The 14,408-nt window shown below is 69.4% G+C and carries 13 protein-coding genes; 7 read left to right on the forward strand and 6 right to left on the reverse strand.

Going from position 1 to position 14,408, the window contains the following annotated elements; translation table 11 throughout:
- Positions 1-56: 56 nt before the first annotated feature.
- The gene (locus ACUDCK_RS16700) at positions 57-854 is read right to left on the reverse strand and encodes a hypothetical protein (RefSeq protein WP_175166801.1); all 798 of its coding nucleotides are present in this window, start codon (positions 852-854) and stop codon (positions 57-59) included.
- Positions 855-915: 61 nt separating this feature from the next.
- Here ACUDCK_RS16700 and ACUDCK_RS16705 point away from each other — a divergent pair, with 61 nt between their 5' ends.
- On the forward strand, positions 916-1,398 hold the full coding sequence (locus ACUDCK_RS16705) for a hypothetical protein (protein ID WP_175166800.1): 483 nt from the start codon (positions 916-918) through the stop codon (positions 1,396-1,398).
- Between the two features lie 16 nt (positions 1,399-1,414).
- Here ACUDCK_RS16705 and ACUDCK_RS16710 read toward each other — a convergent pair whose 3' ends face one another.
- The gene (locus ACUDCK_RS16710) at positions 1,415-1,846 is read right to left on the reverse strand and encodes a DUF1801 domain-containing protein (RefSeq protein ID WP_064527078.1); all 432 of its coding nucleotides are present in this window, start codon (positions 1,844-1,846) and stop codon (positions 1,415-1,417) included.
- A 238-nt stretch (positions 1,847-2,084) separates the two neighbouring features.
- On the opposite strand from ACUDCK_RS16710, the gene ACUDCK_RS16715 reads away from it, so the two are divergent.
- From ACUDCK_RS16715 to ACUDCK_RS16735, 5 genes are all read left to right on the forward strand, one after another.
- Positions 2,085-3,386, forward strand: coding sequence for a UDP-N-acetylglucosamine 1-carboxyvinyltransferase (locus tag ACUDCK_RS16715; protein ID WP_024069344.1), 1,302 nt, complete (start codon positions 2,085-2,087; stop codon positions 3,384-3,386).
- 75 nt (positions 3,387-3,461) lie between these two features.
- Positions 3,462-4,256, forward strand: coding sequence for an alpha/beta fold hydrolase (locus ACUDCK_RS16720; RefSeq protein WP_175166799.1), 795 nt, complete (start codon positions 3,462-3,464; stop codon positions 4,254-4,256).
- 243 nt (positions 4,257-4,499) lie between these two features.
- Positions 4,500-5,951: an NCS1 family nucleobase:cation symporter-1 gene (locus tag ACUDCK_RS16725; RefSeq protein ID WP_054502434.1), complete on the forward strand. Its 1,452-nt coding sequence runs from the start codon at positions 4,500-4,502 to the stop codon at positions 5,949-5,951.
- Positions 5,952-6,086: 135 nt separating this feature from the next.
- Positions 6,087-7,466 carry an HdeD family acid-resistance protein gene (locus ACUDCK_RS16730; RefSeq protein WP_064527084.1) on the forward strand — a complete coding sequence of 460 codons (1,380 nt, stop codon included), beginning with the start codon at positions 6,087-6,089 and terminating at the stop codon, positions 7,464-7,466.
- Positions 7,463-8,458: an Lnb N-terminal periplasmic domain-containing protein gene (locus ACUDCK_RS16735; RefSeq protein ID WP_175166798.1), complete on the forward strand. Its 996-nt coding sequence runs from the start codon at positions 7,463-7,465 to the stop codon at positions 8,456-8,458. Before ACUDCK_RS16730 ends, ACUDCK_RS16735 begins: the two co-directional genes overlap by 4 nt.
- A 19-nt stretch (positions 8,459-8,477) precedes the next feature.
- On the opposite strand, the gene ACUDCK_RS16740 is transcribed toward ACUDCK_RS16735, so the two are convergent.
- Both ACUDCK_RS16740 and ACUDCK_RS16745 read right to left on the reverse strand, forming a co-directional pair.
- Positions 8,478-9,221 carry an SDR family NAD(P)-dependent oxidoreductase gene (locus ACUDCK_RS16740; RefSeq protein ID WP_175166797.1) on the reverse strand — a complete coding sequence of 248 codons (744 nt, stop codon included), beginning with the start codon at positions 9,219-9,221 and terminating at the stop codon, positions 8,478-8,480.
- A 46-nt stretch (positions 9,222-9,267) separates the two neighbouring features.
- Positions 9,268-9,930, reverse strand: a complete 663-nt coding sequence (locus ACUDCK_RS16745) for a TetR family transcriptional regulator (protein ID WP_063584180.1) — start codon at positions 9,928-9,930, stop codon at positions 9,268-9,270.
- A gap of 166 nt (positions 9,931-10,096) precedes the next feature.
- On the opposite strand from ACUDCK_RS16745, the gene ACUDCK_RS16750 reads away from it, so the two are divergent.
- The gene (locus ACUDCK_RS16750) at positions 10,097-10,765 is read left to right on the forward strand and encodes an O-methyltransferase (protein ID WP_175166796.1); all 669 of its coding nucleotides are present in this window, start codon (positions 10,097-10,099) and stop codon (positions 10,763-10,765) included.
- Positions 10,766-10,779: 14 nt separating this feature from the next.
- Here ACUDCK_RS16750 and ACUDCK_RS16755 read toward each other — a convergent pair whose 3' ends face one another.
- Complete coding sequence (locus ACUDCK_RS16755) at positions 10,780-13,464, reverse strand: hybrid sensor histidine kinase/response regulator (protein ID WP_175166795.1); 2,685 nt, start codon at positions 13,462-13,464, stop codon at positions 10,780-10,782.
- Positions 13,457-14,281: a response regulator transcription factor gene (locus tag ACUDCK_RS16760; RefSeq protein ID WP_081273577.1), complete on the reverse strand. Its 825-nt coding sequence runs from the start codon at positions 14,279-14,281 to the stop codon at positions 13,457-13,459. Before ACUDCK_RS16760 ends, ACUDCK_RS16755 begins: the two co-directional genes overlap by 8 nt.
- Between the last annotated feature and the right edge of the window lie 127 nt (positions 14,282-14,408).

Here is a 14,408-nt window from a genome sequence, read left to right on the forward strand (position 1 = left end):
GCGACGGCCTCGATGCGACGCCCCCGGCCTGCCACAGCAGGCTTGGCGTCCGCGTTTCACAGATGCCGGTGGCTGCATGCCATCGGCTGGTCGACCATCTGGCCGATCGCCCGCGCCAGCGCCTCGGCGCTGCCTTCTTCCAGGCAGTTGGCGCGGATCATGCGGAACCCCAGCGCCAGGCTGTAATGCCAGTCCAGGTCGAACAGATGGTATTCGCGCCCGTCCGCCGGGTTGCGCCAACGCGCCGCCGGATCCTCGTACGCCACGCCGATGAAATCGACGTGCGAGCCGAACGGCGGCAATTCCTCCAGCCGTTCATCCGAGCCCGGCAGGCTCGGCACTTCCAGGTTCTCGCCCACGCCGACATACGGCTCGGCCCCCTCGTAGGCCAGCATCACCACGCTGAACCCGGCCGGATCGGCGTCGTAATGCGCGCGCTGCGCGGGGTTGAGCAGTGCGCGGGCCGCCGGCCCCAGGCAGCAATACGGGCCGCGCCAGTTGCTGCGCTCATCGTCGAGCGACGCATCAGGCGCGACGCCGTGCGCCGCCAGCAATGCCAGCGTCTCTTCCATCGTGTCGTGATGACGCACCGGGATATCGGGCGGCAGATGGCCGGCGGACTGATAGAGCGCGATCACGTCGCCGGTGGTGCGCAGGCCGTGGCGATACTGGAACGAGCCTTCCTTCAAGCGCGCCAGCCGATGGCTCAGGTCGTCCAGGGCCTCGCGCGGCACGCGATCGCCGCGCGGCTCCAGCAGATAGCCCTCGGCCAGCAGGCGCGTCTGCAGCGCCGGCCAGTCGGGCGGCGGCAGATGGGGGTAACGGGGAAAGATGAACTGGTGATGTTCGGACATCCGGGGCGAACCTCGTAATAGCGTATTCTCTGACGTTCAGGCAACAGCAAGGATATCTTGAATGAACCCGACCGTAATCAAGTGGCTGACCAGCGTCGGCTTTGGCCTGGTCATTGGCCGCGCCGCCTACGGCGTCCTCAACTCACTGCTGCAGATGGCCTTCGGGCTGGACCAGCCCGACGCGCCGCTCGACCCGGTGGCGCTGGACCGCATGTTGATCACGGGCAGTGTGCTGTGCCTCGTGGTGGCGGTGGTGGTGGCGGCGGCGCTGCTGCGCGTGGCCGACAACCGGCGCCGCATTGCGTGGGGCTGCCTGGTGCTGGGCGTCACGCTGCTGCTGACGCTGCTGGCCGCCCTGCCGGGAATGGACCTGGGCGGGCATGCCGCCGGATCGGCCGAGGCGCGCGACGCCAAGACGGCGCTCTTCTTCTGGTTGCTGATCTTCGGCCTGCCCTACCTGGGCGGCGGCCTGGCGCTGACGATCGGCGGCGCGGTCATGCTGCGCAAGTTCCGCTCCCCGGCGAACCGCGGCCCCTTGGCCTGAAAACGGGAGGCGCCGCTCAGGCCGGCTTGGCGTGTTTGCGGGCGGCGGCGGGCGCCTTGCCGCCGGCGGCATTGAGCGCCGCGGCGGCGCGAATCAACGCCGTCAGCGCCTGCGCGTCGATGGCCTCGCCCTCGCGGATGTCGATGGCGCGGCGGGCGTTGCCCTGCAGACTGGCGTTGAACAGGCCGGCGGGGTCGGGCAGCGCCGCGCCCTTGGGAAAAGTCAGCTTGACCGCGCGCTGGTAGGTTTCGCCGGTGCACAGGATGCCGCCCAGCGACCACACCGGCACCTGCCACTTCCACTCTTCGATCACGCCGGGATCGGCCGCAAGGATCACCTCGCGCACCCGCGCCAGCAACGGGCCGCGCCAGTCGTGCAGCTCGCGGATGCGGGCATCGATCAACTGCGACGGGGCGTGCGCGTTCGTGACGGACTTGGCGCTGGGCATGGCGATTCCCTGTGGGTGGCGCCGGGCGCGGCGCCTGCCGGTCTTTATACCGAAGCCGCCGGCATGCGTCCATGCGGCGCCGCGCCACGCCCTCCCCCGCGGCCGCGACGTCCGGTCACCCGGTTTGCAGTCTGACACCATTTCCCCTGAGCACGGCCAACGCCCATCGGGCCATGCCGGTACAATTTCCCCCGCGTTTTCCCCTAGCCGTCCCACCTGTCGTCCAAGCTCCTCACCCATGTCCAATCTCATCGTCCACGGCGGCACCCCCCTGCGCGGCCGCGTCATCCCGTCGGCCAACAAGAACGCGGTGCTGCCGATCCTGTGCGCCACGCTGCTGACCGACCAGCCGCTGCGGCTGCATGGCGTGCCCGACATCACCGACGTGCGCAAGATCCTCGACATCTTCCGCACGCTGGGCAGCGAAGTGCGGCTGGATGAAAGCACCCGCACACTGGACCTGCATCACCGCGACACCACGTTCGACGCCGCGCGCCATCGCCTGCCGGAAGAGATGCGCTCGTCCATCATGCTGGTGTCGCCGCTGCTGGCGCGCTTCGGCGTGGCGCGGCTGGAGGACAACGTCAAGGGCTGCACGCTGGGCGTGCGCGAGATCGATCCGCACGTCGACATCTTCCGCTCGTTCGGCGGCGAGGTCGAACGCGCCAGCGGTTCGCTGCTGGTGCGCAGCGCCGGCCCGCTCAAGCCGACCCATCATTGGCTGGACTACGCCTCGGTCACCACCACCGAGAATTTCGTGCTGTGCGCGGCCGCCGCGGCCGGCGAATCGACGCTGACCAATGCCGCGTCCGAGCCGCACGTGCAGGAGTTCTGCCGCTTCATGACGATGATGGGCGCCAACATCGACGGCATCGGCACCTCGCGCCTGACGGTGCGCGGCGGCGCCACCCTGCGCGGCGGCGAGTTCACCTTCGAGGAAGACTTCCACGAGATCACCACCTTCCTGGCGCTGGGCGCGATCACCGGCGGCGACGTGGTGGTGCGCAACAGCACGCCGTCCAATTTCCCGCTGATCGACCGCACCTTCGCCAAGTTCGGCGTCAGGATCGTGCACGAGAACGGCTGGTCGCGCGCGCTGCGCGACGGCCCGCTGAAGGTGCAGACGCCCTTCACCAGCAACGTGCTGACCAAGGTCGAGGCCGCGCCGTGGCCGTATTTCCCGGTGGACCTGCTACCCATCTTCATCGCGCTGGGCGTGTGCGCCGAGGGCAACGCGATGTTCTGGAACAAGGTCTACGACGGCGCGCTGGGCTGGACCGGCGAGCTGTCCAAGTTCGGCGCCCACGTGTTCTCGTCGGACCCGCACCGAGTCATCACCTTCGGCGGCAATCCGCTGACGCCGGCGGTGGTCGAAAGCCCCTACATCATCCGCGTGGCGATCGCGCTGTTCATGATCGCCAGCAGCATCGAGGGACGCTCCGAGATCCGCAACGCCACCCCGATCCGCCGCGCCCATCCGCGCTTTGTCGAGAACCTGCGCAGCCTGGGCGTGCAGGTCGAATGGACGGCCGAGGAATAGCGCGGGCGGTTTTCTATAATCCCGCGATTCCTCCAAACGGCGCCACGGCGCCTTTTTGCTTCCCAGGATCCCTCCATGTCGTCGATTGCCCGCCAGGATGTCCATGTGCCCACCCCGCAAGGCCGCCTGTTCGCGCGGCGCTGGGATCCCGCCGGACGGGATGCGGACGCGGCGCCGATCGTGCTGCTGCATGATTCGCTCGGCTGCGTCGAACTGTGGCGCGACTTTCCCGAACGCCTGGCCATGGCCACCGGCCGCGCCGTCATCGCCTATGACCGGTTGGGCTTCGGCCGCTCCGATGCCAACCCCGCCACGCTGGCCACGGGCTTCGTCGAAGCCGAGGCCAACGGCGGCTTCCAGGACCTGCGGCGGGCGCTCGACATCGGCCCCTTCATCGCCTTCGGCCACAGCGTCGGCGGCGGCATGGGCATCTGCTGCGCGGCGGCCCATCCGGCGGATTGCCGGGCGCTGATCACCGAGTCGGCCCAGACCTTCGCCGAGGACCGCACGCTCGACGGCATCCGCGCGGCGCAACGCAACTTCGCCGAACCGGGCCAGTTGGACCGACTGAAGAAGTATCACGGCGACAAAGCCGCCTGGGTGCTGAGCGCCTGGGTCGACACCTGGCTGTCGCCGGCCTTCGCGCAGTGGAACCTCGATGACGCGCTGCGCCGGGTGCAATGCCCGGTGCTGGCGCTGCATGGCGAAGAGGACGAGTACGGCTCGTCCGCCCATCCCGGCATCATCGCGCGCCTGGCCGGCGGCCGGCAGGCGCTGCTGGAAAACTGCGGCCACGTGCCGCACCGCGAGCAACCGCACATCGTGCTGGACCTGGCCAGCCAGTGGCTGCGGGGCGCGCTGCCGGGCTGATCCCTCCGGCCCTCGCCGGTCCCGACGCCACGCCCTGGCGCCGCCCCCACGGCGTCCGCGCCTCCCGCCCGCTCCCCGCACGCGTCCACCGGAAGGGAAAACCCCAGGGGCGATTTGGCGCAAAGGTTGTATACACTCTTTGCACACCATAGTACGCGCCAGGCTCCGTCCAAGTGTTGCTGCTGTATTGGTCGGCCCGGCTTCCTTTACGGCCATGCCCACACGTGGGCCAGGGAGCTCGCCATCGATATCCGAAATCCGTCGCCCGGTCTCTACAACGAGGACCTGGCCCCCACCAAGGAGCGCCGCTGGGGCGCCTTCAGCATCTTCAACGTCTGGACCTCGGACGTGCACAGCCTGTGGGGCTACTACCTGGCCGCCAGCCTGTTCCTGCTGTGCGGCAGCTTCGTCAACTTCCTGATCGCCATCGGCCTGAGCTCGCTGGTGATCTTCTTCCTGATGAACCTGATGGGCTATGCCGGCGAAAAGACCGGCGTGCCCTACCCGGTGCTGGCGCGCGCCTCGTTCGGCATCTGGGGCGCCAACCTGGCGGCGCTGGTGCGCGCGGTGGTGGCCTGTTTCTGGTACGGCGCGCAGACGGCGGCGGCCTCGGGCGCCATCGTGGCGCTGCTGGTGCGCAACGACAGCCTGCTGGCCTTCCACCAGAACACGCAATGGCTGGGGCATTCGGGGCTGGAGCTGATCTGTTACGTCGGCATCTGGGCGCTGCAACTGCTCATCATCCAGAAAGGCATGGAGACCGTGCGCCGCTTCCAGGACTGGGCCGGCCCGGCGGTGTGGATCGCCATGCTGGTGCTGGCCGTGGGGCTGTGCGTGAAGGCCGGCGGCTTCAGCCTGGACCACGGCATCCCGATGGACGTGCTGCTCGACAAGACGCGCGACGCGGGCGTGAACGGCGCGCCGGGCAGCTTCTGGGCGCTGATGGCGGTGGGCGCCACCTGGATCACCTACTTCGCGGCGCTGTACCTGAACTTCTGCGATTTCTCGCGCTATGCCCGCGACAGGCAGGCCGTCAAGCGCGGCAACCTGTGGGGCCTGCCGGTGAACCTGGTGGCGTTCTCGCTGGTGGCGGGCGTCACCACCATCGCCGCCTACAAGGTCTATGGCGAAGTGCTGCTGCACCCCGAGCAGATCTCCACCAAGTTCGATAGCTGGGTGCTGGCGCTGCTGGCCGCCCTGACCTTCGCGGTGGCCACGCTGGGCATCAACGTGGTGGCGAATTTCGTGTCGGCCGCGTTCGATATTTCGAACGTGTTCCCCAAGCGCATCGACTTCAAGCGCGGCGGCTACATCGCGGCGCTGATCGCGCTGGTGCTGTATCCGTTCGCGCCGTGGGAAGGCGGCGCGGCGCACTTCGTCAACGCCATCGGCGCCACGATGGGGCCGCTGCTCGGCATCATCCTGGTGGACTATTACCTGGTGGCCAAGGGCCGCATCAATGTCGCGGCGCTGTACGACGAGCACGGCGAATACCGCTACCAGGGCGGCTGGAACATCAACGCGCTGATCGCCACCGGCATCGGCAGCGTGTTCTCGACCATCCTGCCCAACTTCACCGACCTGCTGCCGGCCTGGTGGGCCACCTACGGCTGGTTCTTCGGCGTGGGAATCGGCGGCGGCGTCTATTGGGTGCTGGCCACGCTGCGCCCGCGCGCGGTCCCGGCCCTGGCCTGACGCGTCCTTGCCCGAGCCGGCCGCCAGGCGCCGGCGCGGGCAGCCGCGACTCGACGACCGGGACGCGCTCGCGGTACCCTGCATGCGATATCCGCCCTACGTGGCATCGCACCCTTGCATGGAGACTGCGCCCCCATGAGCCACCTGGTTTTGCTGCTGCTTGGTGTCGACTATCTGCACAAGCGCGCCCGCGCCCTGATGATCGGCGGTTGGCTGATGCTGGCCGCCGGCGCGTTCGTCTTCATCGACGCGCTCGATAACGCGCTCTATTTCCCGCTGAATTTCTTCGCCGCGCTGCTGGTGGTCGAAGGCATCGCCACCCTGGCGATCGCCAAGTCGGGGGTCGGCGGCCAGCGTGTGCTGCGCTACACCAAGGGCGTGTTCGTGCTGGCGGCCGGCACGCTGGTGCTGGCGGGCCAGCACCACGGGCATTTCGTGCTGTCGATGATCTTCGGGCTGCTGTTCCTGGTGGACGGGCTGATCCAGTGCATCGCCGCCTACGTGGTGCGCTACCAGCGCTGGCGTGTGGTGTTCGCCTCGGGCGTGGCCGAGGTGCTGCTGGCAATCTTCTTCTTCCAGCCCTACCCCACCCACTACGTCGGCACGGTGCCGTACTGCATCGGCCTGTTCCTGGCGATTTCGGGTGTGAAGCTGCTGTGGCTGGCGCGCCGCGTGCGCAGCCTCGATGCCAACCCGGCGCTGGCCGCCAATCCCGACCCCGCCTTCATGCCAACGCGCGCCGACGGCCCGGCGCAGAAAGTGTTCGATGGCCCGCCCCAGGCCAGCGAGCGCGCCCTGACCGTGCATGTATGGACGCCGTCGGGCTCGGCCAGGACCGAGACCCGCCACTACCCGGTGGTCGACCGCTACATCGCGGCCGTGGACATCAATGGCGTCGTGTCCACCGGCCATGCCGCGCTCGAATCGCCCGAAGGCATCTACATCAGCCTGTACCCCGCGGTGGAAATCGACCACTCGCCCGAACAGTTCGGCACGCTGCTGCGCGCCACCGCCGACAACAACGTGCCCGGCGTGTACCAGCCCGACTACGCCACCGAGTCCCAGGCCTGGTGCCCGTCGACCATGCAGGTGCGCATCCGCAATTACGACGCGGCCAAGCTGGCGGCCTTCTGGGACGAATACCGCAAGACCGAGATCTACAACCTGACCCACCGCAACTGTTCCAGCTCGGTCTCGGCCGCGCTGGAAGCGGCGCTGGATGGCGTGGTCGGCCGCCTGCATGGCCCGGATGCCGGCTGGGGGGTGATGTGGCGCCTGCTGTTCACGCCCGAGCTATGGGTGGCGGCGCAGATCCGCAAGCGCGCCCTGACCATGGCCTGGACACCGGGCCTGACGCTGGACTATGCGCGCGCGCTCAGCATGCTGGCCGACCCGCGCCCGTTCGGCTGGTGGAAGATGTCGCAGGCGGCGCTGCGCCAGATCGCCGCGCTGCGCGCCGGCTGGCGCCGCCAGGACCGCGAGGCCGTCGCCCGCAACGCCCAGACCCAGTCATGACGGGGCTGCTGGCGGCCGTGGTGATCGCGGGCGCGCTGTGGGGCGCGCTGGCGCTGTGGTTCCAGTCGCCCGGCGGGGGCCGCGTGCGCGTGCTGGCGCCGCTGGCCTGGCTGGCACTGGCCGCCGCCGCGCTGGCCGGATTGGCCTGGGGATATCGGTTGCCCGCGGCGGTGTTCGCGGCAATGCTGCTGATTCTGCTGGCCTGGTGGATCTGGGGCATGCGGCCATCCAACGATCGCGACTGGATGCCGGAAGTGGCCCGCACCACCTACGGCGAGGTGGACGGCGACCGCCTGACGCTGCATAACGTGCGCAACTTCGACTGGCGTTCGCGCACCGACTTCGACGCGCGCTGGGAAACCCGCCGCTACGATCTGTCGAAGCTGGCCTCGGTGGACCTGGCGCTGTCGTATTGGGGCCGGCCGGCGATCGCGCATGCGCTGGTGTCGTTCGGGTTCACCGATGGCCAGTATGTGGTGTTCTCGGTGGAAATCCGGCGCAAGCGCAATGACACATTCTCGGAGATCGGCGGATTCTTTCGCCAGTACGAATTGTCGGTGCTGGCCTCGGCCGAGGAAGACAGCCTGCGCGTGCGCACCAACGTGCGCGGCGAGGACGGCTACCTTTACCGCGTGCGCATGCCGGCCGGCGCGCCGCGCAAACTGCTGCTGTCGTACGTGGACACGGCCACGCGCCTGCGGCGCCAGCCGCGCTTCTACAACACGCTCACGGCCAACTGCATCACCATCGTGTACCGGCTGGCCGACAAGATCGTGCCGGGCCTGCCGCTGGACTACCGCCTGCTGCTGTCCGGGTACCTGCCGGAATATCTGTACCGGCTCGGGGCCCTGGCGGGCGCGGACAGCTTGCAGGCGTACCGCGACGCCGGCCGCTACACCGAACGGGCCCGGGCCACGCAGGACGCGGCGCGGTATTCGCGCAACATCCGGCGCGGGGTGCCGGGCGTGCCACTATCCGAAACAGACGCCTGACCGCGCCCATGGCCGCGCGTCAGGTCAGGTTCAGGCCGCCGTCCGACAACAGGATCTCGCCGGTCAGGTAATCGGACTGCACCAGCCCCGCCACCGCCTGGGCGATGTCGTCAGGCTGCGCGGCGCGCCGCATCGGCGCCCGTTCGCGCCACAGTTGCTGCGCCTGGGTCCAATCCTGCGTCATCGGCGTATCCACCAGTCCGGGCGCCACCGCGTTCACACGGATATCCGGCGCCAGGGACACCGCCAGCAGGCGCGTCACATGGTTCAGCGCCGCCTTGGCCGCCGCATAGGGAATCGACGCGCCCTTGGGCCGCACGCCGGCATGCGAACTGACATTCACCACGCAACCCGGCCGGCCACGCGCCGCGGCCGCCGACAGCGCGGCTTGCGCCTCGGCCACCAGGCGGAACGGTGCGACCACGTTGACCTCGTGCATCTCGTGCCAGACCTCGGGCGTGGCCGCGGCCAGGTCGCCATGGGCAATCACGCGGCTGACGCCGGCGTTGTTGACCAGCACGTCCAGCCGGCCCCACGCCGCCACCGCCTCGCGCACCAGGCGCACGCGGTCAGCGTCCACGGCCAGGTCGGCCTGAATGTAAACAGCGGCACCCAGTTCGGCCGCCAGCGCCCGGCCCGCCTCGGCCGACTGGCGCGAATGCAGGACGACGGCATAGCCATCGCGCGACAGGCGCCGGGCAATGGCGGCGCCGATGCCGGAGGTGGAGCCGGTCACCAGGGCAACGGGAAGGGAGGCGGTCATGTTGTCAGTCGTAGAAGGTTGCATTACGGAAGGAAGGTGTCAGGGACTACTTGCGGGCCTGCCGGCGCGCCGGACCGGCGCCGCCCGCCAGGCTGTCGAGATACGCGCAAAGCATATCGGCCAGCGCGTCCGCGTAGGTCTCGATCTCGGCCTCGGTGCGCGGGCTTTCCGAGAACTGCTTGCCGACGGCGCTGAGCGTGTGGGTGATGAGATCGCCGGCCAGCGCGCGGGTGGCGTCGCTGGCCTGAGGCAAGGCCTCGCCGAGAAAGGCGAGCACGATGCGGCCGCCCTCTTCCTTGGTGGCGCGCGCCTCGGGCGCGTCGCGGTAGAGCGGCGCGGCGTCGTTCAGGGCCACGCGCATCACGGCTTCTTCGCATTCCGAGCGCACGAAGGCATGCACCAGGTTGCGCAGCCGCCGGGGCGGCGCGTGGCGGGTGTCTTCGAGCAGGCGTCGCAACAGGTCGGACGTCTGCTGCCATTCCTGCGTCTGCAGCCGGTACAGGATGGCGGCCTTGTTGGGGAAGTATTGATAGAGCGAACCGATGCTGACGCCGGCCTTCTCGGCCACGCGGGCAGTGGTAAAGCGCGTGGCCCCCTCCTTGGCCAAAACCTGAGCCCCCGCCTGCAGGATGGCCGCGACCAGCTCGGCCGAACGGGCCTGCTGCGGCTGTTTTCTCTCGGAAAGCCGGGTGCTGCGGCGTGTGGTCATGGCGGCGCGCGAAATGCGAATAGGGAAATGCGACGAATTCGTCGTATTCTAAACCGGTGCCCTCGCCCCTTCAACGCCGACGCTTTCGCGCCGCTGGAGGGCGTTCATCCCACAGGCCGCGGCATCGCCCCGGCCGCCTTGCCCCCCCGACTGGAAACGCATCACCATGACCAACACCCTGACTTCCGCTCCCCTGGCCCCGCTGCTCGACCGGCTGTTCACGCAGGCCGAGGCCTCCTGGGCCAGTGCCGACCCCGCCCTGGCCAACATGTCCGACGCCGAACAGGCGCGGCTGATGCGCAGCAAGACCGAATACCGCGAGTTCTACGGCCGCATGAAGGACCTGCCGCTGGCCGTGTCTCCCGAGACCGGCACGCTGCTGTACATGCTGGCGCGCAGCACACAGGCCCGTTCCATCATCGAATTCGGCGCCTCGTTCGGCATCTCGACCCTGCACCTGGCGGCGGCGCTGCGCGACAACGGCGGCGGCCGGCTGATCACTACCGAATTCGAGCCTTCCAAGGTCTCGCTGGCCAGCGGCCACCTGGCCGAAGCCGGCCTGGCCGACCTGGTGGAACTGCGCCAGGGCGACGCGCTGCAAACGCTCGCCACCGGGCTGCCGGACCACATCGACCTGGTCCTGCTCGATGGCGCCAAGGCGCTCTATTCGGACGTCCTGGCATTGCTGGAGGACCGCCTGCGGCCCGGCGCGCTGATCGTGGCGGACAACGCCGACCATTGCCCGGAATACCTGGCGCGGGTGCGCTCGCCGGCGTCGGGCTACCTGTCGACGCCCTTCGGCGGCGACGTGGAACTGTCGATGCGGCTGGGGTAGGACGCGGCGCCGGCTCACGCCACCGGCATGCGCTCGCACAGCTCGCCGATGGCCGCGAGATCGCCCAGCCGCGCCAGGCGCTGCACCTGCTGGCTGAAATCCGCAAAGGCCGGATCGCGCGCCTGCACGGCGCGCGCCCAATCCATCAGGTCCGAAATGCCGCCGATGTCCAGCAGGCGCCGCACCTGTTCCAGTTCGGCGCGCGACAGGCGCGGCATCGGCGACGGCGCCGGGGCCGGCTCGCCGGCCGTCGAAGGCATCGGCAGATGCAGCAGCCGGCCCAGCAAGTGGCGCAGCTCGACCAGATTGATGGGCTTGAGCAGGCTGGCGTCATAGCCGACGCCGTCCAGGGCCGCGGTCTCCTGCGGCGTGGCAGATACCGCCACCACCGGCAGGTCCGGCCAGCGCGCGCGGGCCGCGCGCAGCACGGCCGAGCCGTCGGCGCCTTCCATGCGGTGATCGGTCAGGATCAGGTCGGGCCGGCGCGCGTTATCGGCCTGGATGCGCGCCACCATGCCGCGGCCGTCCGCCTCGCTTTCCACCTGAAAGCCCAGGCTGGCCAGTTCCTCGACCAGGAACTCGCGGATTTCCGGCGTGTCCTCGGCCAGCCAGATGCGACGCCCGGATCCGTCGAGCTGGGGCAGCACATGCGCCGCGGCGGCGATGTAGTGATGCGACACGCCCGATTCGTCCACCTGCCTGACCGGCAGCGACACGCTGATGGTGGTGCCCTGGCCGACTTCGCTGTCGACGTGGATGCGGCCATTCATGCGCTGCACCCATTGCTGGACGATGGCCAGGCCTAGCCCGACGCCGGGCTGGCTCTCGGCCGCGCCCAGCCGCTGGAACGGTTCGAAGATGTGCTGCCGGTCGGCGGGCGCGATGCCGCACCCGGTATCGCGCACCGACAGCGTCAACCAGCCCGTGGCTTCGCCCGCGCCTGGAGCGGCATAGTCCGCCGTCAGTGTCAGCACGCCGCCGCGCGTGAACTTGGCGGCATTGTCGATGAGATTGGACAGCACCTGCCGCACTCGCTTGCCGTCCATCTCCAGCACGGCGGGCAGCGTGTCCGACAGCCGCAGGTCGAAGCGGTTGTCCTGCCGCGCCGCGATCGGCGCCGCTTCCTTGGCCACGGCGTCGAGCAGGGCGTGCACGTATTCGGGCGCCAGGCGCAGGGCCTGGCCGCCCGCGCCGGCGGCATAGTCGATCAGGTCGTTCACCATGCCCAGCATGTGGTCGGCGCTGCGGCGGATGACGGCGCCGCGCGGCGCGTCGTCGCGGCCGCCGGCCTGGATCAGGTCGGCGAAGCCGATGATCGAGGTCAGCGGCGTGCGCAGGTCGTGGCTGATGCGCGCCAGGAAGTCCTGGCGCACGCGGCCGGCCTCGTCGGCCAGGATCAATGCCGCCTGCAGCGCCTGGGTGCGCTCGGTGACGGCCTGATCCAGTCGCTGGTGTTCGCGTTCGCGCGCCTGCGCCAGTTCGCGCTGGGCCGCCAGCCGTTCCTGGCGATGCTGGCGCGAACGGCCATGCAGCAGCACGGCCAGCATCAGCGACACAGACAGCAGATCCCAGGCGACTTCCGGCCCGCCGATCCAGCGGCCCGGCAGCAGGCCCTGGATATAGGCCACGCGCAGGAACAGGCAGGAACAATAGATCGCAAACGACAGCAGGAAGATGCGCGCATTGGCATGGCCGCGGCGCCAGCCGTCCGCCATGGACACCAGCCATACCAGCGCCCACAGGAAGATCAGCCCGATCAGCGCCTGCGCCGCTTCGCGGTAGTCGCCCAGCGCGGCCCAGACCGCGCCGGCCACGCCCGCGGCGATCAGCGCCAGATAGACCCGGCGCCAGATGCGCACCCGATGCAGGTCGGCGAACAGCATCGCCATCAGCCCGAACAGCGACGCCGCCAACGTCGCCAGGACGCTGGGCGCGCGCAGCACCAGTTCGCCGCCGCCGGTCAATACATACCGATACAGCAGCCCCTGGAACGACAGGCTGTAGAGGATTTCGACGAAGATGGCGCAGGACAGCAGCAGGTAGACCGGATCGCGCTGGGCCGCGCCCAGCACCCCGGCATACAGGCCCACCATCATGAGCGCGCCGATCAGCAGCGCCACCACCATGGTGTTGCGCTGGGTCACGCCGACGAAGGCCGCGGGCGTGCGCAGGGTGGGCTCCATGCTGATGGCCGAACGGCTCTGCACCCGCACCAGCACCGTCATGCGCTGGCCCGGTTCGAGCCGCAGCGGCACCACGGACACCGTGGCCGGCACCTCGCGCCGCGCCAGCGGCTCGCGGTTGCCCGCCAGCAGAATGCCGGAAGGCTGCCGCTGCCCCGGCGCGAACAGATAGAAGCGCACGTCCTCCAGCCGCGGCACGCCGAACGAAAGCCAGCGCTCCTGGGCGCGGTCGGAGGTATTGCTGACCTCCAGCCTGAGCCAGAACGCCGAGGCGGAATACCCCCGGTTGAGCCAGCGGGCGGTCACCGGCTGCCAGGCGCCGTCCAGGACCTGGCTGGCTTGCTGGTCGGCGGCCTTGTCCTCGATGCCCCGCAGCTCGCCGACCAGCGGCAGGGTGCCGCCCACGGTGCTCAGATCGATCACGGGCTGGGCATCCTGCCCGCGCGCGGGCAGGCTCAGGCAAGACAGGGCCAGCCACAGCAACCAGGCCAGCCAGCCCAGGCGACGGTCAGGCATGGGGATCCTGCTCCTGGCGCAAGGCGGTGGGCGCCATGCCGAAACGCTCGCGGAAAGCGGTGGAAAAATTGCCGCGGTTGCCATACCCCACCGCCTGCGAAATGGCCTGGATGTCCAGGCCGGTCTCGCACAGCAGGCGGCGCGCCTCGCGCATGCGCTCTTCGCGCAGGAACTCGAACACGGTGGTGCCCGCGCAGCGGCGGAAAGCCTGGTTCAACCGACGGGCGTTGGTGCCCAGCGCCTGGGCCAGGGCCACCAGCTCGGGCGTGTGGTCGAGCCGTTCGCGCAGCAGCTTGCGCGCGGCGCGGAACAGCACGCCGTCGAGCGACGCGCCGGTGGCGGCGGACGACGCCCCGTCCTCGGCCGGCTTGGCGGGCGGCGTCGCGGCCAGCACGGGCGCCACCCGCAGATGTATCAGCAGGCGCAGGCGCACTTCCTCGAAATCGAACGGCTTGGCGACGTAATCGACCGCGCCCGCGGACAGCCCCGCCACCCGCTCGGCCGGCAGGGCGGCGGCGGTCAGGAAAATGATCGGAATGGCGCGCGTGGCCTGATCGGCCTTCAGCAGCCGGCAGGCCGCCAGGCCGTCGCAGCCCGGCATGTTCACGTCCATCAGGATGATGTCCGGCTGCACCAGTTGCGCTTTGCGGTAGCCGTCGTTGCCATCCTCGGCCACGTAGACCCGGCAGTCCTGGCTGGTCAGGAAATCCACCAGCAGCATGCGGTCCTCGGGCCGGTCCTCGACGACCAGCACGCGCAAGCCGGCAAGCTGGCCCGGGATAAGCGGATGGGAAGCGGCGTCATTCATGCCGCGCATTCTTTCATGCCGAGGCAGGGGCGCGTTGGTAACAAGCGACGAAACCATGCCGGGTTTGTGAATATTTTTCCTTTTGGCAAACGTGCCGTGCATTCCGGCAAACCTCTCAATCGCAATCATTATTCAC

This window comes from Achromobacter sp. CF-sbj1-Ac2-l (assembly GCF_052698165.1).